The 17,809-nt window shown below is 70.4% G+C and carries 18 protein-coding genes and 2 riboswitches; of the genes, 6 read left to right on the forward strand and 12 right to left on the reverse strand.

The features are described 5' to 3' along the window. Position 1: 1 nt before the first annotated feature. The 4 genes from JJ691_RS20035 to JJ691_RS20050 form a co-directional block, all read right to left on the reverse strand. On the reverse strand, positions 2–2,335 hold the full coding sequence (locus JJ691_RS20035) for an ATP-binding protein (RefSeq protein ID WP_211770264.1): 2,334 nt from the start codon (positions 2,333–2,335) through the stop codon (positions 2–4). 168 nt (positions 2,336–2,503) lie between these two features. After that, positions 2,504–2,926, reverse strand: coding sequence for a hypothetical protein (locus tag JJ691_RS20040; RefSeq protein ID WP_211770265.1), 423 nt, complete (start codon positions 2,924–2,926; stop codon positions 2,504–2,506). A 163-nt stretch (positions 2,927–3,089) separates the two neighbouring features. After that, complete coding sequence (locus tag JJ691_RS20045) at positions 3,090–3,611, reverse strand: PadR family transcriptional regulator (protein ID WP_211770266.1); 522 nt, start codon at positions 3,609–3,611, stop codon at positions 3,090–3,092. Then, a complete protein-coding gene (locus JJ691_RS20050; protein ID WP_442912739.1) occupies positions 3,611–5,611 on the reverse strand; it encodes an ABC transporter ATP-binding protein in 2,001 nt (666 codons plus the stop codon). Before JJ691_RS20050 ends, JJ691_RS20045 begins: the two co-directional genes overlap by 1 nt. A gap of 120 nt (positions 5,612–5,731) precedes the next feature. Here JJ691_RS20050 and JJ691_RS20055 point away from each other — a divergent pair, with 120 nt between their 5' ends. The 6 genes from JJ691_RS20055 to JJ691_RS20080 all read left to right on the forward strand — a co-directional run bounded on the left by JJ691_RS20055 (position 5,732) and on the right by JJ691_RS20080 (position 9,852). Then, on the forward strand, positions 5,732–6,466 hold the full coding sequence (locus JJ691_RS20055; protein ID WP_211770268.1) for a 4'-phosphopantetheinyl transferase family protein: 735 nt from the start codon (positions 5,732–5,734) through the stop codon (positions 6,464–6,466). Positions 6,467–6,526: 60 nt separating this feature from the next. Further along, entirely contained in the window at positions 6,527–7,273 is a 747-nt protein-coding gene (locus JJ691_RS20060) for a dienelactone hydrolase family protein (RefSeq protein ID WP_211770269.1), read from the forward strand. Positions 7,274–7,285: 12 nt separating this feature from the next. Continuing rightward, positions 7,286–7,561, forward strand: a complete 276-nt coding sequence (locus JJ691_RS20065) for a DUF6295 family protein (RefSeq protein ID WP_211770270.1) — start codon at positions 7,286–7,288, stop codon at positions 7,559–7,561. Between the two features lie 118 nt (positions 7,562–7,679). After that, a complete protein-coding gene (locus JJ691_RS20070; RefSeq protein ID WP_249228058.1) occupies positions 7,680–8,204 on the forward strand; it encodes a nitroreductase family deazaflavin-dependent oxidoreductase in 525 nt (174 codons plus the stop codon). Positions 8,205–8,213: 9 nt separating this feature from the next. Then, on the forward strand, positions 8,214–8,633 hold the full coding sequence (locus tag JJ691_RS20075; protein WP_211770271.1) for an RrF2 family transcriptional regulator: 420 nt from the start codon (positions 8,214–8,216) through the stop codon (positions 8,631–8,633). A 10-nt stretch (positions 8,634–8,643) separates the two neighbouring features. Then, positions 8,644–9,852, forward strand: coding sequence for a globin domain-containing protein (locus JJ691_RS20080; RefSeq protein ID WP_211770272.1), 1,209 nt, complete (start codon positions 8,644–8,646; stop codon positions 9,850–9,852). A 42-nt stretch (positions 9,853–9,894) separates the two neighbouring features. Here JJ691_RS20080 and JJ691_RS20085 read toward each other — a convergent pair whose 3' ends face one another. The 8 genes from JJ691_RS20085 to gcvH all read right to left on the reverse strand — a co-directional run bounded on the left by JJ691_RS20085 (position 9,895) and on the right by gcvH (position 17,728). Beyond that, positions 9,895–10,377 carry a cupin domain-containing protein gene (locus tag JJ691_RS20085; RefSeq protein ID WP_211770273.1) on the reverse strand — a complete coding sequence of 161 codons (483 nt, stop codon included), beginning with the start codon at positions 10,375–10,377 and terminating at the stop codon, positions 9,895–9,897. Between the two features lie 83 nt (positions 10,378–10,460). Continuing rightward, complete coding sequence (gene gcvP / locus JJ691_RS20090) at positions 10,461–13,352, reverse strand: aminomethyl-transferring glycine dehydrogenase (protein ID WP_211770274.1); 2,892 nt, start codon at positions 13,350–13,352, stop codon at positions 10,461–10,463. A gap of 45 nt (positions 13,353–13,397) precedes the next feature. Beyond that, positions 13,398–13,511: riboswitch (glycine riboswitch) on the reverse strand. Continuing rightward, positions 13,512–13,612: riboswitch (glycine riboswitch) on the reverse strand. Between the two features lie 118 nt (positions 13,613–13,730). Beyond that, on the reverse strand, positions 13,731–14,297 hold the full coding sequence (locus tag JJ691_RS20095; RefSeq protein ID WP_211770275.1) for a MerR family transcriptional regulator: 567 nt from the start codon (positions 14,295–14,297) through the stop codon (positions 13,731–13,733). A gap of 247 nt (positions 14,298–14,544) precedes the next feature. Further along, a complete protein-coding gene (locus JJ691_RS20100) occupies positions 14,545–15,252 on the reverse strand; it encodes a peptidylprolyl isomerase (protein ID WP_211770276.1) in 708 nt (235 codons plus the stop codon). Between the two features lie 213 nt (positions 15,253–15,465). Next, positions 15,466–15,939: a bifunctional nuclease family protein gene (locus tag JJ691_RS20105; RefSeq protein WP_043715722.1), complete on the reverse strand. Its 474-nt coding sequence runs from the start codon at positions 15,937–15,939 to the stop codon at positions 15,466–15,468. Positions 15,940–16,062: 123 nt separating this feature from the next. Continuing rightward, the gene (ftsR, locus tag JJ691_RS20110; RefSeq protein WP_211770277.1) at positions 16,063–16,770 is read right to left on the reverse strand and encodes a transcriptional regulator FtsR; all 708 of its coding nucleotides are present in this window, start codon (positions 16,768–16,770) and stop codon (positions 16,063–16,065) included. Beyond that, a complete protein-coding gene (garA, locus tag JJ691_RS20115) occupies positions 16,767–17,231 on the reverse strand; it encodes a glycogen accumulation regulator GarA (protein ID WP_211770278.1) in 465 nt (154 codons plus the stop codon). Before garA ends, ftsR begins: the two co-directional genes overlap by 4 nt. A 113-nt stretch (positions 17,232–17,344) precedes the next feature. Next, positions 17,345–17,728 carry a glycine cleavage system protein GcvH gene (gene gcvH / locus JJ691_RS20120; protein WP_211770279.1) on the reverse strand — a complete coding sequence of 128 codons (384 nt, stop codon included), beginning with the start codon at positions 17,726–17,728 and terminating at the stop codon, positions 17,345–17,347. Positions 17,729–17,809: the final 81 nt, after the last annotated feature.

The raw sequence follows: 17,809 nt of genomic DNA on the forward strand, positions 1-17,809 counted from the left end.
TTTAAGAACCCACGGATCCGGCCAGTCGGGCGCGCAGGGCGTCGGCGTCGGGGTGGTGCAGGTCGTCCAGGATGGGCAGCGCCCGCCGCCATGCCTGGTGTGCGGCGTGGGAGTCGCCGGCGTCCTGGTGGGTGTCGCCGAGGCGGATGAGTGTGTCGGCCTGTGGGTGGCGACTGCCCAACTTCTCGTACAGGTCCAGCGCGTTGCGGTAGCAGTCGACGGCCCGCCGGTGCTCGCCGAGGTTGTGGTGGGCGAGGCCGAGGCTGTCCCAGGTATCGGCCTCGCCATGCTTGCTGCCGACGGCCCGGTGCAGTTCGAGGGCGTGGGTGCAGGATCGCAGCGCTTCCCCGTGCCGGCCCAACTCGGTCTGCATCCAGCCGACCGCGTTCAGCGCCTCCGCCTGCCCCGCCTGGTGCCCGGCCGCGCGGAACAGCGCGTAGGCCGCCTCGCCGTGCGCCAGCGCCTCCGGATTGTCGCCCAGCGCGTACGACACGATGCCGAGATTGTTGTAGCTTCGGGCCTGTCCGACCAGATCGCCGAGCGGCTCGTCAAGCTCGATCGCCCGGTGCAGGACGTCTTGCGCCTCCGCATGACGGCCAAGCCGGATGTGGGCGCGGGCCAGTTCACGCAGCGACCGGGCCTGCCCGTGTGGCTCACCCGCGCGTTCGGCCGCGTCGATCGCCACGAGCTGGGTGTCGACCATCTGCGCCCAATGCCCGGCACGGATGCAGAAGTTGGCCACGCTCCAGGCGATTCGCCAGGCATGAGTGTCGAAGCCGGCGCCGGCGGCCCGCTCGACAGCGGCCGGGAACACCGGGTTCTCGGCCCTGAACCACTGCCACGCCTGCTCGTCGTCGGCGAGTTCCTCCACGACGGCCCCCGGTTGGGGGTCGTTCAGGGGCAGCCGGTCGTTGGGTGGATTGAGCAGCACCATCGCGGCGTGCGCGGTGTGCAGGTAGTGATCGAGCATGCGGTGCAGGGCGGCCCGGCGCGACTGCTCGTTCTCGTCCTGGCGCGCCTTGGTGGCCGAGTAGGCCCGCAACAGGTCGTGGTAGGCGAACCGACCGGCGCTGGGTTCGGTGAGCAGCTGCGCCCTGGTCAGCTCGGACAGGGCCGCCCGGGCCTCGTCACGGTCCGTGCCGACGAGGCTTGCCGCGGCGGCCACCGAGATGACCGGGCCCGGATGCAGGCTCAGCAACCGGAACATCCGTGCCGCCGCAGCGCTCAACGTTCGGTACGACCAGGAGAACACCGCGCCGAGGTCGACGCTGGTGTCACCGATGTCCAAGGCGTGCAGGCGATCGCGGACGTCACGCAGCTGCCGGGCCAGCTCGGTCAGCGACAGGGTGGGCGTGAGGGTGGCTCGGGCGGCGACGATGCTCAGCGCCAGCGGCAGGTGCACGGACAACTCGATCAGGTCGTCGACGGCCTGCGGTTCGGCGGCCAGCCGTTCCGGGCCCAGCCGGCCCGCCAGCAGGTCGTAGGCCTCGGCGGTGGTCATCAGGTCCAGCGGGATCGGGCGCGCCCCCTCGCTGACGATCAGCCCGCCGAGGTGATCACGGCTCGTGACCACGGTCAGGCACTGGGCCGAGCCCGGCAGCAGCGGCCGGACCTGCCCGGTGTCGCGGGCGTTGTCCAGCACCACCAGCACGCGCCGGTCGGCCAGCTGCGACCGGTACAGCGCCGCCTGCTCGGCCAGGCCGGCCGGTATCCGCTGGGCCGGCACGCCCAGCGCGTCGAGGAACCCCCTGATCGCCTCGGCCGGCTGGACCGGCTGACCGCCGGGGTCGAAACCCCGGAGGTTCACGTAGAGCTGCCCGTCAGGAAACCGGTCCGCGACCTGATGCGACCAGTGCACGGCCAACGCCGTCTTGCCGACCCCGGCGGTGCCGTTGATCGTCGAGATCACCACGGTGCCGGTGCGGTCCAGCAAGCCGGTGAGCTCTTTGAGCTGGGACGCCCGACCGGTGAAACCCGCCACCGCGCACGGCAGCTGCCGGGGCACCGGGCCACTCGACCCGGCCGGCGGCGCGACCGTGGTGGCCGCGACCAGGGTGGCATTGTCGCGCGCCGCCGCGAGCAACTGTTCGCGGCGGCGCGGATCGAGCGCGAGAGCGTCGGCGAGCCGGCTCACCGACGACAGCCGCGGCTGTCTTCGCCCCGCCTCCAACACACTGATCGAGTGGACCGACACGCCGGACCGGTCCGCCAGTTCGTCCTGCGTCCAGCCGACCGAAAGCCGACATTCGCGCAGAAGCCCCCCAAACGCACTACCGCCCATTTCCTCCCCCTGGAAACGGTCAGCCGCTGATCCCGCACAACCCTGTCGGACCATACCTGGTCGACGGGCCGTGCGGGTTCGACTTCGGGCTGTCCGGGGGAGAGAGCAGGGCGGCGGGAGCCGGTTATGCGGCAAAGGTCGCTTGTTCGGCCTGGCGCGGCGAAGCGGAGGGGACCGGCGCGGCGCCACGCCGGTCCCCGACCCGCTCAGAACCTCTTCGTGCTAGTAGTTGCAGTAAGGCACGAGGTTGATGCTCTTGGCGTAAGCGTTGTCCACGTAGGGCGCGTAGGCCCACGCGTACCTCTGCAACTTCACACCGTTGTGGTTGTAGTACTCGTATACCACGTGGTACCAGTAGGGCTGTCCGGGGATCACAGCCTGCCCCCGGTCGCTCCAGCAGTCGGCGCCGATCCCGTCCGTGGGGACGTTCGGATTGTTGCTGTACAGGAGGTCCGGGACAGGAGCCTTGTCCTGGTTGTCAACCTTGTTGTAGTCGTTGTACAACCCCACGTTGTGCCCGGCGGTCAGGTGGATTCCCTGCACATCCAGCGGGGCCGCGGTCGCCGGTCCGGCGGCCACCACTCCACCCACTACCGCAGCGCCGATGAGCGCCGCGGTCGCGGCCAGCTTCTTTCCGATGTACATAAGCCTTTTCTCCCCAATCGAGGCTGTACCCCATGCCGGCAAGAGGCGACGGTCCCCCGTTTTCCCGCCCCTGCCGTTGCCCAACATCCTCTCCGCCGCGGATGAGGATCTCCATGACGGCGGCTTGTCGTTCGCCTGTCGTTCGCACCGTGACCGAAGGCCGTCAGGGGCGTTCGGCGATGCGGCGGGCGGCTTCCTCCGACCAGCCGAGCATGGCCTCGTTCAGGCGTAGCGACAGGTCCATGGACAGGTTGTGCGGGCCGTGCGGCGGGGAGATGGCGGCGCTGCGCTCCATCATGGTGAGCAGGCCCTTTCGGCGTTCCCGCAACGCCTCGATGTCGCGGGCCAGCACGTGCAGGGCTTCCACGCGGGTCAGGACGGTGGACAGCAGCCAGGCCCGCAGATACACCTCGCTACGCATGGTGCGGTCCGGCTCCACGTCAACCAGCCAGTGCCGCAACTCGGCCCGGCCGTCGGCGGTGATGGCGTAGATCCGCTTGCCGCGATTGCCCTCCTCGACGATCTCCACGTGCCCGTCGGCCGACAACCGTGCCAGTTCGGGGTAGAGCTGGTGGTTGCGGGCGTTCCATATCTGCCGCAGCGGGTCCTCGAACAGCTTGGCCAGCGCGTAGCCGCTGTTGGGGCCGAGGTTGAGCAGCCCCAACAGCGCGTGCCGCAACGACATCAGGAGCTCCGCTCGGGGGCGTCCAGGTAGGCCGCGGCCTGGAGCGTGAACAGGTGCGCGTACTCCTGGTCGGCGGCCATCAGCTCGGCGTGCGTGCCGTACTCGGCGAGCTTTCCGTTCTCCAGCAACAGGATCCGGTCGGCCTGACGCACGGTGGAGAACCGGTGCGAGATGTAGAGCGTGGTGCGCCCCTCGGACAGGTTGCGCAGCCGGGCGAACAGGTCGTGCTCGGCCTGGGCGTCCAGCGCCGAGGTCGGCTCGTCCAGGATCAGCAGCGGCGCGTCCCGCATGAACGCCCGGCTCAGCACGATCTTCTGCCACTCGCCGCCGGACAGGTTGGCGCCCTCGTTGAACCAGCGGCCCAGCGGCGTGTCCAGGCCCATCCGCATGCCGGCGATCAGCTCGTCGGCGCCGCCGGCGACGGCCGACTTCTCGATCAGCGCCCGGTCGGTGACGTGCTCGATGTCGCCGAGGCCGATGTTCTCCGAGGCGCTGGCCTGGTAGGTCACGTAGTCCTGGAACATGGCGCTGATCTGGCGGCGCAGCGCGTCCGGGTCGTACTCGCGGATGTCCACGCCGTCCAACAGGATCCGGCCGCTGGTCGGGTCGTAGAGCCGGCACAGCAGCTTGAACAGCGTCGACTTGCCGGCGCCGTTGCGGCCGACCACGGCGGTGGTCTGGCCGGGGCGGATCTCGAAGCTGACCCCGTTGAGGGCCACCGAATCCGTGCCCGGATAGGCGAACGTGACGTCCTCGAACACCACGTGCCCGCGGATCCGCTCGGGCAGCGGGCGCGGGCGCGCCGGCGCGACCACCGCCGGCTCCGTGGCCAGCAGCTTGTACAGGTTGTCCAGATACAGGTTGTTCTCGTACATCCCGGTGAAACCGCTGAACAGCTGGGAGACCGACTGCTGCACCGAGTTCGAGGCCTGGGTGAACAGCAGCAGGTCGCCGACGGTGAGCCGGCCGGCGACCGCCTGCAGCGCGATGTACAGGTACGTCAGGGATCCGGTGATGGTGGTGATCAGGCCCCAGCCGGTGCCGCGCAGGTTCCGCTCGGTGACCAGCTTGCGGTTGCGGGTGAAGTAGACGGCGCTGATCCGGCGGAACCGGTCCACCAGGTAGTCGCCGAGGCCGAAGAGCTTGACCTCCTTGGCGTACGTGTCGGTGGTGACCAGGGAGGACAGGTAGTCCATCCGGCGGCGGATCGGCGAGGTCCACACCGCGAAGACGTAACTGCGGGCCCCGTAACGGGAATCGGCGATGAACGCCGGGATCGGCGAGAGCACCGCGACCAGCGCCAGCAGTGGGCTGATCGACAGCAGCAGCGCGATCATGCTGGCGAACGTGATGCCGGTGCGGATCAGCCCGAACACCGAGGTCAGCATGGCCACCGGCCGGGACGGGGCCTCGTCCTGGGCCTGCCGGATCAGGTCGTAGGACGACGATCCCTCGAAGAAGGCCAGGTCCAGACGGCTGGCGTGGGCCATCACCCGCAGCCGGATGGTCTGCGACACCCGGTCGGACAGCACCTGCTGGCTGATCGTGGAGGCCGCCGTCATCAGCGCGTTCAGCACATACACCAGCAGTTGCAGGGCGGCCACCGCGATGATCGCCTGCACCGTGGTCAGCGTGACCGGGCCCAGCCGCACCGCGTCCGGCAGGTGCTCGGCGTGCACCCGGATCGCCCCGGTCACCGAGTCGATCAGCAGCTTGGAGATGTACGCCGTCGCCGTCGGGGTGAGGCCGCCGACCAGGGTGGCGAACACCAGCCACAGCGTGGGCCAGCGGCCCGCGTCCCAGGCCAGCTTGACCACCCGGGGCAGGCCCTTGAGCAGGCCGCCCACCGAGCGGCGCAGCCGGGCCAGCCGGGACCGGAGGTCCTTGGGCTCGTCCGACGGCTCCGGATCCGGGATGTCCACCGAGCCGGTGAGCCCGCTGTCCGGCACCGTCGTCGTCCGGCCCCGCCGACCGCCACCGGGCCGACCGCCGCCTGGCATCATGCTTCCCCCCAAACAGATCGACCTCGATAGGTCGAACTCGATAGGTGAGTACAGTACACCGGATCGGACGCCGAAGTCACCGGAATAGCCCGTTGCCCCGGCCCTACCGTGGCAGACGTGGCTGCTGATCCTCTGCTCGACGGCGAGTGCCGAGTCTGGTGGGCCCGGCCCGACCAGGCGCCCGACGACCTGCTGCTGGCCGTCGTGCCCGAGGCCGAGCAGCGCCGGGCCGCCCGCTACCGGCAGCGGCTGGACCGGCTCCGATCCCTCACCGGCGCCTGGCTGCTGCGCACCGCCGTCGCCGCCCTGACCGGCGAGCGCCCGTCCGACGTGCTGGTCGACCGGACCTGCGCCGACTGCGGCCAGCAGCACGGCCGCCCCCGCCTGCCCGCCGCCGTCGGCATCGAGGTCTCCGTCTCCCATGCCGGCGAACGCGTCGCCGTGGCCCTCACCCGCCTCGGCGAGGTCGGCATCGACGTCGAGTTCGCCCCGCTGGCCAACCACTTCGACCACGAGCTCGCCGAGAACGCCCTCAGCCCACAAGAACTGTCTATTGTCGACAGATCAGATAATCCCGGCATGGACTTCCGCCAGCTGTGGGTGCGCAAGGAGGCGCTGCTCAAGGCCACCGGCCACGGTCTGCGCATACCCATGAGCCGCATCGAGGTCTCCCCCGCCACCGACCCGCCCGCCCTGCTCGCCTGGCCCCTGGACATCCCCGTCGACCAGGTCCGACTGGCCACGCTCGACCCCGGCCCCCGCCACCACGCCGCCGTCGCCGTGCTCACCGGCCAGCCGATGGTCGTCCACGAGCTGGACGCGGAACTCCTGCTCTGGCCGGAGCCGGACTAAACGGAACTTAGATTCCGAGTAGGGTTGGTCCCGTCCACGAACGACGGAGGGACGACTGACGTGTCCGACGCGATGCTGGCCGAGACCATCACCATCACCGGCGACAACGGTGACGAGATCGAGGCGTATCTGGCGAGGCCGCTCGACACCACGCCGCGCGGCGGCGTGCTGGTGATCCACCACATGCCCGGTTACGACGAGGGCACCAAGGAGATCGTGCGCAGGTTCGCGGTGAACGGCTACAACGCCATCGCCCCCAACCTGTTCTTCCGGGTGGCCCCGGGAGCCAGCCCCGACGACGCCGCGGCGGCGGCCCGAGCCCAGGGCGGCGTGCCCGACTCACAGGTGGTCGGCGACTCCGACGGCGCGATCCGGCACCTGCGGTCGCTGGAGTCCAGCAACGGCAAGGTCGGCGTGATCGGCTACTGCTCCGGCGGCCGGCACACCTTCCTGGTGGCCTGCTCGCTTCAGGTGGAGGCGGCCGTCGACTGCTACGGCGCGTTCGTCACCCGGCTGCCCGACCCGGCCATGGGCATGACCTCGATGAAGCCGCTGATGGACATCGCGCCCAACCTGTCCAGCCCGCTGCTCGGCCTGTTCGGCGCCGACGACAAGTTCCCGACCCCGGACGAGACCGCCGAACTGGAGGCCGAACTCCGCAAGCACGGCAAGAGCACCGAGTTCCACACCTACGAGGGCGCCGGCCACGCGTTCTTCTCGGTGGAGCGGCCCAGCTACCGCTCCGAGGCCGCCGCCGACGGCTGGCAGAAGGTGTTCGCCTTCTACGGCCGCCACCTCGCGTCCTGAAAGGACTGTCCAATGTGCACCTATCTGACCGAGAAGGTCGCCCTGGACGGCGCGGGCAAGGGCGCGAGCGGCTGGTTCAGGCTGACCGACGGCTCGGTCTACGTGGACCACCCCACCCACGCCCGCTACACCCACACGCTGAACATCGACTTCCTGAACCCGGCCGACGGCCCGGGCGCCCGGGTGGCCGTGGAGCTGACCGAGGAGGCGGCCCGCGCGCTGGCCGCCGCGATCACCGCCGCGCTGGACCACGCCCCCGCCGGCATCGCCTCCGAGAACCAGCCCTGACCCCCGCGAGTCCCGCTCTCAGTACACCGAATGCGGATATCCGGCCTATCCACATTCAGCTGCCCGAGAGCGGGACTCGCGATGTCGGGGTGGGTGGCGGCGCTGCTACGTTTCGGCGGTGATCGAATTTCGACGCCTGTTCCAGGGCATTGGCAAGACCAAGGCCTACGCCGCCCTCGGCCGGGCGCTGGCGCCGATGGATCGCGCGCTCATGCGGGCCACCAGGGGCAAGATCGGCGTGGGCACCGCGGTCGGCGTGCGCACGCTGCTGCTGACCACGGTCGGCCGGCACAGCGGCGAGGCCAGGCAGGTTCCACTGGTCTTCGTCCGACACGGCAACGGACTTCTGGTCGTGGGCTCGAACTGGGGCGGCGAACGCCACCCCGCCTGGACCGGCAACCTGTTGGCTACCCCGGACGCGACGGCGGCCGTGGACGGCCGGACCGTCCCGGTGCGCGGACGGCTGCTCGACGGCGACGAGCGGGCCCGGGCCTGGCTGGACATCGTGGCCTACTGGCCGGCCTACAACACCTACGCGTCCCGCGCCGGGCAGCGCGAGATCCGGGTTTTCCTGCTGGAGCCCGGACAACCGGCCGGTGATCGCGGCCACAGAACAGGTACGGCCGATACCCCTTTTAGCTAGCGTCGACCCGTGCACCTCAGCCGAGCCACCGACATCGCCCTCCGGATCCTGATGTTGGCGGCCGCCCAGCGCCGGCAGTTGACGATCGACGAGCTCGCGGACGCCCTCAGCGTGCCGCGCAACCACGTCGCCAAGATCGTCCAGCGACTGCAGCGCCCCGGCTGGCTGACCACGACGCGCGGTCGCGGCGGCGGCATCTCGCTGCCTGACGCCACCCTGCGGACCACCGTCGGTCGGATCGTGCGCGACTTCGAGGGAACCGCCGAGGTCGTCGACTGCGAGACGCCGCCGTGCCCGCTGCGCGCGGCCTGCCGACTGCGCGGCGCGCTACGCACGGCGCAGGAGGCATTCTTCGCCTCACTCGACGACGTGGTCCTGCAGGACCTGATCGCGCAGCCAACGGGCACCGTTCTTCTGACTCTCACTTAGGGGTACGACGATGCTGTCCTCGTCATCGGCCACGATCGTGGCCGCGACGCTGCCGGCCGTCCGCGCGGCGGCGGTCGACATCAGCACCACCTTCTACGCCAGCATGTTCGCCGAGCACCCGGCGCTGCTGGACCTGTTCAACCGGGGCAACCAGGCCAACGGCGACCAGCAGCGGGCCTTGGCCGGCGCGGTGATCGCCTACGCGCACAGTCTGATCGGCGGCACGGATGTCGACCAGGTGGTGCGGCGCATCGCGCACAAGCACGCCTCGCTGAGCATCCGGCCCGAGCAGTACACGATCGTCAGCCGGCACCTGATGGCGGCAGTGGCGCAGGTCTTGGGACCGGCGGTGACGCCGGCGGTGGAAACCGCCTGGGACGAGGTCTTCTGGCTGTTCGCCGTCCGGCTCATCGCGGCGGAAACCCGTCTGTACCAACAGCAGGGCGTCGACCCGGCGCAGCCGCACGAGCCGTGGCGGGTGGTCGGCAAGCACATCGAGGCGCACGACGCCGTCTCCCTGTTGCTGGCCCCGGAATCCGGCCGCGTGCCGGAGCACCGGCCCGGGCAGTACGTCAGTGTCGCGGTCGACCTGCCCGGTGCCGGGCGGCAGGCCCGTCAGTACACGATTTCCCACGCCACCGGGCATTCCGCGCTGCGTGTCACGGTTCGCCCGGTCCGCGGCACTCCCGACGGACTCGTGTCGTGTCACATCGCGGATCGGCTGGACGCGGGCGACACGGTCGCCGTGAGCCGGCCGTTCGGCGACCTCACACTCGACGAGGACATGACCCCGGTGCTCCTGGTCAGCGCCGGCATCGGCATCACGCCGATGGCGGCGATGATCGAGCACATCGCCGAGCAGCAGCCGCTTCGCTCGGTGGTGGCCGTGCACGCCGAGCGCGAACCCGGTCGGCACGCGCTGCTCGGGCACATGCTGCGGTACGGCGCGCGGCTGCATTGCTTCGAGCACATCAGGTACTACGAGTACGAGGCCGGCCCGACCGCACGCCCGGGTCGGGTGCGTCCGGACGAGATCCCGCTCCCCGCCGGCGCGTCCGCCTACCTGTGCGGCCCGTTGCCGTTCATGCGTGATGTCCGCGCTTCGTTGCTGCGTAGGGGAATGCCGGCCGAGCGGATCAACTTCGAGGTGTTCGGCGCCGATCTGTGGTCCACCGACGCCGACCTGCTGCCCAGCGGCGACCAGACGCCGGTCGGCTGAGCCGAGAGTGACGCCAGGCGTGGGTGCCCGCCTGGCGTCGCGTCAGCTCGTGAAGTTGTTGTCGTGCTTGAGGAAGAATTCCAGCCGCTCGTGCTCCGGCAACTCCCCCACCGTCTTCAGGCCTTCGAAGTACGCCTCGCGCGGCGCGCCCGGGGTGAACAGCAGCAGCATCGACACCGGGTCGTCGGACTCGTTGTGGAAGCCGTGCCGGCCGCCCGGCGGGACGTGCAGGAAGTCGCCTTCCCGCCCGTCCACCCACTTCTCGCCGTTGAACAGCTTCACCGTGCCCGAGAGCACGAAGAAGGACTCGGTGATGGTGCGGTGGAAGTGGTCCCCCGCGCCCCGGGTCCGCGGCGGCATGTCCAGCCGGTACAGCCCGAAGTCGCCGCCGGTCTGCGCCCCGGTGGCCAGGTAGCTGAAGCTGGTGCCGGAGTTGCCGGTCAGGTCGGCCGGGGTGGCGGCGGGGCGGATCCAGGCGCTCGCCTCGCCACCCTCGCCGTCATACCGGATCTCTGGATAGGACATCGTTCCCCCCTCGGTGTCTGCTGCTGGAAAGGGGGCTTTCCCCGCGTTGAACGCGGGGAAAGCCGCCTTCCCAGCGTGACCTCTCAGTTCTGGTACGCCTCCAGCGGCGGGCAGGAGCAGACCAGGTTGCGGTCGCCCTTGGCGCCGTCGATGCGCCGCACCGGCGGCCAGACCTTGGGCGCGCCGACACCGGCCGGGAAGACGGCCTCGTGCCGGGTGTACGGGTGCTTCCACTCCTGCTCGGTCAGGCAGGCGGCGGTGTGCGGGGCGTTGCGCAGCGGGTTGTCCTCCACCGGCCACTCGCCCGAGCCGACCCGGTCGATCTCCCGCCGGATGGCGATCATGGCGTCGCAGAAGCGGTCCAGCTCGGCCAGGTCCTCGCTCTCGGTCGGCTCCACCATCAGCGTGCCGGCCACCGGGAAGGACATGGTCGGCGCGTGCAGGCCGTAGTCGGCCAGCCGCTTGGCCACGTCGTCCACGGTCACGCCGGTGGCCTTGGTGATGCCGCGCAGGTCGAGAATGCACTCGTGGGCCACGAAACCGCCCTCGCCGACGTAGAGCACCGGGAAGTACTCGTCGAGCCGGCGAGCCACGTAGTTGGCCGCCGCGACGGCGGTCAGGGTGGCCCGGCGCAGGCCGTCGGCCCCCATCATCCGCACGTACGCCCACGAGATCGGCAGGATCGAGGCGCTGCCCCACGGGGCGGCGCTGATCGGGCCGACACCGGTGGCCGGGCCGGCCTCCGGCTGCAGCGGGTGGTTGGGCAGGAACGGCGCCAGGTGCGCCCGCACGCCGATCGGGCCGACGCCGGGGCCGCCGCCGCCGTGCGGGATGCAGAACGTCTTGTGCAGGTTCAGGTGCGAGACGTCGGAGCCGAACTTCCCGTACTGGGCCAGGCCGATCAGCGCGTTCAGGTTGGCCCCGTCCACGTACACCTGGCCGCCGGCGTCGTGCACCAGGCCGCAGACCTCGCGCACGGTGTCCTCGTACACGCCGTGCGTGGACGGGTACGTGATCATGATCGCGGCCAGGTCGGCGCGGTGCTCGGCGACGGTGGACCGCAGGTGGTCCAGGTCGATGTTGCCCTGCTCGTCGCACTTCACCACCACGACGCGCATGCCGGCCATCACCGCGCTGGCGGCGTTGGTGCCGTGCGCGCTGGCCGGGATCAGGCAGACGTCCCGCTCACCGTGGCCCTGCGACCGGTGGTAGGCCCGGATGGCCAGCAGGCCGGCGAACTCGCCCTGGCTGCCGGCGTTGGGCTGCAAGGAGACCGCGTCGTAGCCGGTGATCTCGGCCAGCCACTGCTCCAGGTCCTTGACCACGGTCAGCAGCCCGGCCGCGTCCTCGGCCGGCGCGAACGGGTGCAGCTGCGAGAACTCGGGCCAGGTGACGGCCTCCATCTCGGTGGTGGCGTTGAGCTTCATGGTGCACGAGCCCAGCGGGATCATGCTCCGGTCCAGCGCGACGTCCTTGTCCGACAGGGAACGCAGGTAGCGCAGCAGCGAGGTCTCGGAGCGGTGCTGATGGAACACCGGGTGCGTGAGGAACTCGGAGGTGCGGCGTAGGGCCGGCGGGATGCCGTCGGCGGTGTCCGCGTCCAGACCGTCCACATCGGACACCGTAACGCTGAAGGCCTGCCACACCAGGGAAAGGTGCTGACGGGTGGTGGTCTCGTCGCAGGCCACGCCGACGTGGTCGCCGTCGACCAGGCGCAGGTTCACGCCCAGTTCCCGGGCCTTGGCCACGATCTCGGCGGCCTGCCCCGGCACCTCGGCCAGCACGGTGTCGAACAGCTCGCCGTGCACGACGTTCACGCCGCCCTCGCACAGGCCGGCGGCCAGCACGGTGGCCATCCGGTGGGCCCGGGTGGCGATCGCCCGCAGACCCTCGGGGCCGTGGTAGACGGCGTACATGGAGGCGATCACGGCCAGCAGCACCTGCGCGGTGCAGATGTTGCTGGTCGCCTTCTCGCGGCGGATGTGCTGCTCACGGGTCTGCAGCGCCAACCGGTAGGCCCGGTTGCCGTCGGCGTCCTCGCTCACGCCCACCAGCCGGCCCGGCAGCTGCCGCTCGAAACCCTTGCGCACGGCCATGTAGCCGGCGTGCGGGCCACCGAAGCCCATCGGCACGCCGAACCGCTGCGTGGTGCCGACGGCGACGTCCGCGCCGATCTCGCCGGGGGCGCGCAGCAGGGTCAGGGCCAGCAGGTCGGCCGCGACGACCGCGGCCGCGCCGGCGGCGTGGATCTCGGCGATCACCGACTCGTGGTCGCGGATGACGCCCGAGGCGCCCGGGTAGGACAGCAGCGCGCCGAAGAAGTCGCCGCCCAGGCCCAGACCCTCGATGCCCTGCGACAGGTCGGCCACCACGACCTCGATGCCCAGCGGCTCGGCCCGGGTCTCGATCACGGCGATGGTCTGCGGCAGCGTGTCCGCGTCGACCACGAACTTGTTCGACTTGGCCTTGCCGGCCCGGCGGACCAGGGTCATCGCCTCGGCGGCGGCGGTCGACTCGTCCAGCATCGAGGCGTTGGCCACCGGCAGCCCGGTCAGGTCGCCGACCATGGTCTGGAAGTTGAGCAACGCCTCCAGCCGGCCCTGGGAGATCTCCGGCTGGTACGGCGTGTAGGCGGTGTACCAGGCCGGGCTCTCCAGCACGTTGCGCAGGATGACACCCGGGGTGATCGTGCCGTAGTAGCCGAGGCCGATCATCTGGGTCATCGGCCGGTTCTGGTCGGCCAGGGCCCGCAGCTCGGCCAGCGCCCCGGTCTCGGTGGCCGGGGCCGGCAGGCTCAGCGTGAGCGCGTCACTGCGGATGGCCGACGGCACCGCGCGCTGGGCCAGCTCCTCCAGCGAGCCGACGCCGATCACGTCCAGGATCTTGCCGAGCTCCGCGGCACGGGGACCGACGTGGCGGTCCGCGAAGGGCGTGCCGTGCTCGAGCGCGGCAAGGGGAATGCGGTCAGTCGTCATGCGTCGGGCCTCCGGGGCGTCGGGCATACGGGCGCGGGCCGTTTGCCCTCCCCCTCTGTCCCCGCCCGTGACGGGCACCTGAGAGCTTCACCCACACACGTGGGCTTGCACCGTCGGCGGGGCGGCGGCTGTCACCCCGCGCCCTCTTTCCAGAGGCGTCTGTCCCGTGCGGTCCTGGGGCCTGAGAGGTTCCGGGGAGGATTTGCTCCTTCGGCGCCGAACCGGCTGGTCACCGGCCCGGACTCTCCCGCACGGGATGAACGACTACGCCGGCGAGTTTACCCCGGCCGAGTTACCAGTCCCAGAGTTCGGTCGCCGCGTGTCATCTCGATCACGTCCCGGACCAGGCTCTCAGGTCCGCTCGGGGTCGTGCGCCCCTCAACCGGTCCGACGGGTCCGGCGACGGTGCGTGAGCTCGTCCTCGCCCTGCGGCTCCAGCTCGACGCCGTCGGCCCGCTCGGCCTGGAACTCGTGGATGGTGCCGCTGATCTCCCGCATGGCCCCGCTGACCGCGATGCCGAACACGCCCTGGCCGCCCTGCAGCAGGTCGACGACCTCCTCCGGCGAGGTGCACTCGTATACGGTCGTGCCGTCGCTGAACAGCGTGATCCGGGCCAGGTCGGCGACGCCGCGGCGGCGCAGGTGGTCCACCGCGACCCGGATGTTCTGCAGCGAGACGCCGGTGTCCAGCAGCCGTTTGACCACCTTGAGCACCAGCAGGTCCTTGAACGAGTACAGCCGCTGGCTGCCCGAGCCGTGCGCGCTGCGGATCGTCGGCGCGACCAGGTCGGTGCGCGCCCAGTAGTCCAGCTGCCGGTAGGTGATCCCGGCGATCTGGCACGCGGCGGGCCCCCGATAGCCGACGAGCTCGTCGGGCACCGACGCGTCCGGGAACAGGGCGCCCTGTTCACCGGCGCCGGCGTGCGCGGGCGCACCCTCCACCACGACAGCCTCCCCTCGACCGGCCTGACGACCGGCGACCGGAACCGACGGTCCTCCTTACGGGGAACCGTCGGTCACAAGGCCGCAACGATGGGGGTTCACACCGCCACGACCGACTCCCCTCTGACGGTAAGTCCGCCCATGGGACGGGTCAACGCGACGCGCGGAGTGGCGGAACCGTCATGTGGAGTCGGTCGTCACGGTGACGACTGCGTGTCACTGAACCGAGAACAAAGTTGACAGTAGGTGGTCAGCGGCCCGAGATCTGCACGTGCAGGATGTCGACGGGCAGGTTGGGAAAGCCGTCGCCGGTGCTGTTCTGGTCGTCCTCGCCGCCGGCCGCGATCTTGCGCAGCACGTCCTGGCCGCCGGTGACTCGTCCGAACGGGGTGTAGTTCGGGGACAGCTTGGTGTCCTCGGTGCAGAAGAAGAACTGGGAGCCGTTGGTGCTCGGGCCGGCGTTCGCCATCGCCACCGTGCCGGCCGGGTAGGTGGCGCCGGTCAGGTTCTCGTCCGGGAACGAGTAGCCGGGGCCGCCGCTGCCGGTGCCGGTGGGGTCGCCGCACTGCAACACGAAGATCCGCTGGGTGACCAGGCGGTGACAGTGCGTGAGATCATAGTAGTTGTGCTCGGCCAGGAAACGGAACGAGTTGGTGGTGCACGGCGCCTTGTCGGTCAACGCCTGGAAGGTGATCAGGCCCTGGTCGGTGATGAGGCGGGCGGTGTATGGCTTGGCCGCCTTGACCGGGTCGAAGCTGGGCAGGCCCTTGAATCTGTCGGCCGGCACCGCCTTGGTGTAGACACAGGCCGGGTTGGCCGCCGGCGCGGTCGGCGCGGCCTTGGGCTTCACGGGCACGTCAAGCGTGTTCACGGTGGGCGCGGCGCTGGCCGAGACGACCCCGGACAGGCACAGCACGGCAGCGGCGGCGGCGATCGCGAGAACCCGACTGGAGATCATCGGGACACCCTAGAGCCTGCCCCGTGACCCCGCCGCCCCCGAAAGTCGGGCTTGTCCCGCACCTGAGTGGCCCAAGTGACCCCAGCGCCGCACCTGAGTGGCTCACTTGACTCACGCGCCAACCCCCAACACGCACCTGAGTAGCTCACTTGGCTTCAGGGGCCAAGTGAGCTACTCAGGTGCGAAAAGCTGACGTTGCCTACTGCTCCGCGCCTACTGCTCGGCTCCGCGGAAATCCTCGGGTGAGACCGAGTCCAGGAACTCGCGGAACTTCTCGACCTCGTCCTCCTGCTCGTCCGGGATGACGAGGCCGGCCTCGGCCAGCACGGACTCCTCGGCGTGGATGGGCACACCCGCGCGCAGCGCGAGCGCCACCGAGTCACTTGGTCGGGCGGAGACCTTGATTCCGCCGTCGAACACCAGCTCGGCGAAGTAGGTGCCTTCCTGCAGGTCGGTGATGCGGACCTGGGTCAGCTCCCGGCCGAGCGCGGCGATCACCTCTTTGAGCAGGTCATGGGTCAGCGGCCGGGCCGGCCGCACACCCTGCTGCTCGATGGCGATGGCGGTGGCTTCCGCGTTCCCGATCCAGATCGGGAGGTAGCGGTCCCCATCGGTCTCGCGCAGCAACAGGATCGGGCTGTTCGCGGGCAGCTCGACCCGAACTCCGACGACGCGCATCTCGCTCATCGGGTATCGCCTCCCTCAGCGGGCTGAACCTCGGCGTCCCCGCACCTACGAGGATCCCCCACGGACTGTTTCAACGCTACCCGCCATGCGGGCACGACGCTTGCGGGCGGACCGTAGCCAAGATCACCCGCCGGCCACGCCGCGCAGGCCGGTCTTGACCAGAAGTGTATGGAGCGCAACCGAGAGCGACGCCAGCTCGCGGACGATCTCGTCCGCCCGCTCCCGCGCGTCCGGGTCGCGGTGCCGGTACATCGGGCCGACGATCTGGTGCAGCAGCCCCACCTCGCGGTCCGCCGACACCTTGAAGGTGCGCAGGTGGCGGGGCTCGATGCCGAACTCCCCCATGGCCACCACGATGCGGGCGACCAGCATGGCGTCGGAGTCGTAGAAGCCGGCCGCGCCGGACCGGACCAGGCCGTAGTTCTCCAACTCGGTCAGCAGCCGCTGATCGATGCCGGTCTCGTCGAAGAGTTCCTCACGGGTCATCCGCACCTCGTGGCCGGCGGCGAAGTCCTCTGGCGTGGGTAAGCGATCGACCCCGACCAGGGCGCGAGCCGGCTGGTCGGGGTCGGATGCCGCGTCGAGCTGCTGCTTGATCACCTTCAGCGGCAGGTAGTGATCGCGCTGGGCGGCCAGCACATAGCGGAGCCGGTCCACGTCCGTCTCGGTGAACTGCCGGTAGCCCGACGGCGAACGCGCCGGGCGCAGCAGCCCCTCCGACTCGAGGAACCGGATCTTGGAGATGGTCACGTCCGGGAACTCGGGGCGCAGCTGCGCCAGCACCGCCCCGATGCTCAGCCCGTCGCGCTGTGGCCGCCCGGCCGCCGTCACTGGCCCCCCTGACCCCCGGCTCCCGGGCCGGTGAGGAACACCAGGCGGAACTTGCCGATCTGCACCTCGTCGCCGTTGGCCAGCACGGCCTGGTCGACCGGCTCGCGGTTGACGTAGGTGCCGTTCAGGCTGCCCACGTCGATCACCACGAACTCGCCGCCCTCACGCCGGAACTCGGCGTGCCGGCGGGAGACCGTGACGTCGTCGAGGAAGATGTCGCTGTCGGGGTGCCGACCCGCGCTCGTGGTGTCCTGGTCGAGCAGGAAGCGCGAACCGGCGTTGGGACCGCGCTTGACCACCAGCAGGGCCGACCCGGCCGGCAGTGCGTCGACACCGGCGACCGCCGGCTCCTGGACAGGGGCCTCGACACCCTCGGCGTCGGTGAGGAAGTCTGCCCGGAAGACAGTGGTCCGCTCCGGGGACTGCTCCGGCGGAACACCGGGCCCGTCGTTCGTGCTCACCTGAGCTCGCCTCCTGCTGGTGGATCCTTCGGGACCGCTCAAACCTACCGTGCTGGACTGATCGCGCCCCTGGCGGCTCCCCAACCAGCCGAAGAGCTTCTGGAAGATCGACATCAGCCCTGCTCCGTGAGTTCCGTGTAGTCGGCCGGCGTCAGCAGCGCCTCGACGGCGGTCGCGTCGGCCACCGCCAACTCGACCAGCCAGCCCTCGCCGTAGGGGTCGGAGTTGATCAGCTCCGGGGTCCCGTCCAGCTCGTCGTTGCGGGCGCTGACCTCGCCGTCGACCGGCGCGTAGAGGTCGGACACGCTCTTGGTGGACTCCACCTCGCCCAGCGTCTGACCGGCGGCGACCCGCGCGCCGAGATCGGGCAGTTGGACGAACACCACGTCGCCGAGCTGCTGCTGGGCGTAGCCGGTGATGCCGATGCGCACCGTGCCCGGCGCCGTCACCTGCACCCACTCGTGCTCACGGGTGTACCTGAGGTCCTGTGGAACCACCTAACGAGCCTTCCTTCTTCCTGGTCATCGCCGCGTCGGCCGCACCGACGAGGATGTCACCCGCCGCCGCCGAACCGCTGC

Source organism: Kutzneria sp. CA-103260, from assembly GCF_018263855.1.
In the GTDB taxonomy this organism is placed as follows: Bacteria; Actinomycetota; Actinomycetes; order Mycobacteriales; family Pseudonocardiaceae; genus Kutzneria.

Coding starts and splice junctions, on each gene's coding strand:
- JJ691_RS20035 (WP_211770264.1), bottom strand. CDS start 2,335: ATGGTCCGACAGGGTTGTGCGGGATCAGCGGCTGACCGTTTCCAGGGG.
- JJ691_RS20040 (WP_211770265.1), bottom strand. CDS start 2,926: ATGTACATCGGAAAGAAGCTGGCCGCGACCGCGGCGCTCATCGGCGCT.
- JJ691_RS20045 (WP_211770266.1), bottom strand. CDS start 3,611: ATGTCGTTGCGGCACGCGCTGTTGGGGCTGCTCAACCTCGGCCCCAAC.
- JJ691_RS20050 (WP_442912739.1), bottom strand. CDS start 5,611: ATGCCAGGCGGCGGTCGGCCCGGTGGCGGTCGGCGGGGCCGGACGACG.
- JJ691_RS20065 (WP_211770270.1), top strand. CDS start 7,286: ATGTGCACCTATCTGACCGAGAAGGTCGCCCTGGACGGCGCGGGCAAG.
- JJ691_RS20080 (WP_211770272.1), top strand. CDS start 8,644: ATGCTGTCCTCGTCATCGGCCACGATCGTGGCCGCGACGCTGCCGGCC.
- JJ691_RS20085 (WP_211770273.1), bottom strand. CDS start 10,377: ATGTCCTATCCAGAGATCCGGTATGACGGCGAGGGTGGCGAGGCGAGC.
- gcvP (WP_211770274.1), bottom strand. CDS start 13,352: ATGACGACTGACCGCATTCCCCTTGCCGCGCTCGAGCACGGCACGCCC.
- JJ691_RS20100 (WP_211770276.1), bottom strand. CDS start 15,252: ATGATCTCCAGTCGGGTTCTCGCGATCGCCGCCGCCGCTGCCGTGCTG.
- JJ691_RS20105 (WP_043715722.1), bottom strand. CDS start 15,939: ATGAGCGAGATGCGCGTCGTCGGAGTTCGGGTCGAGCTGCCCGCGAAC.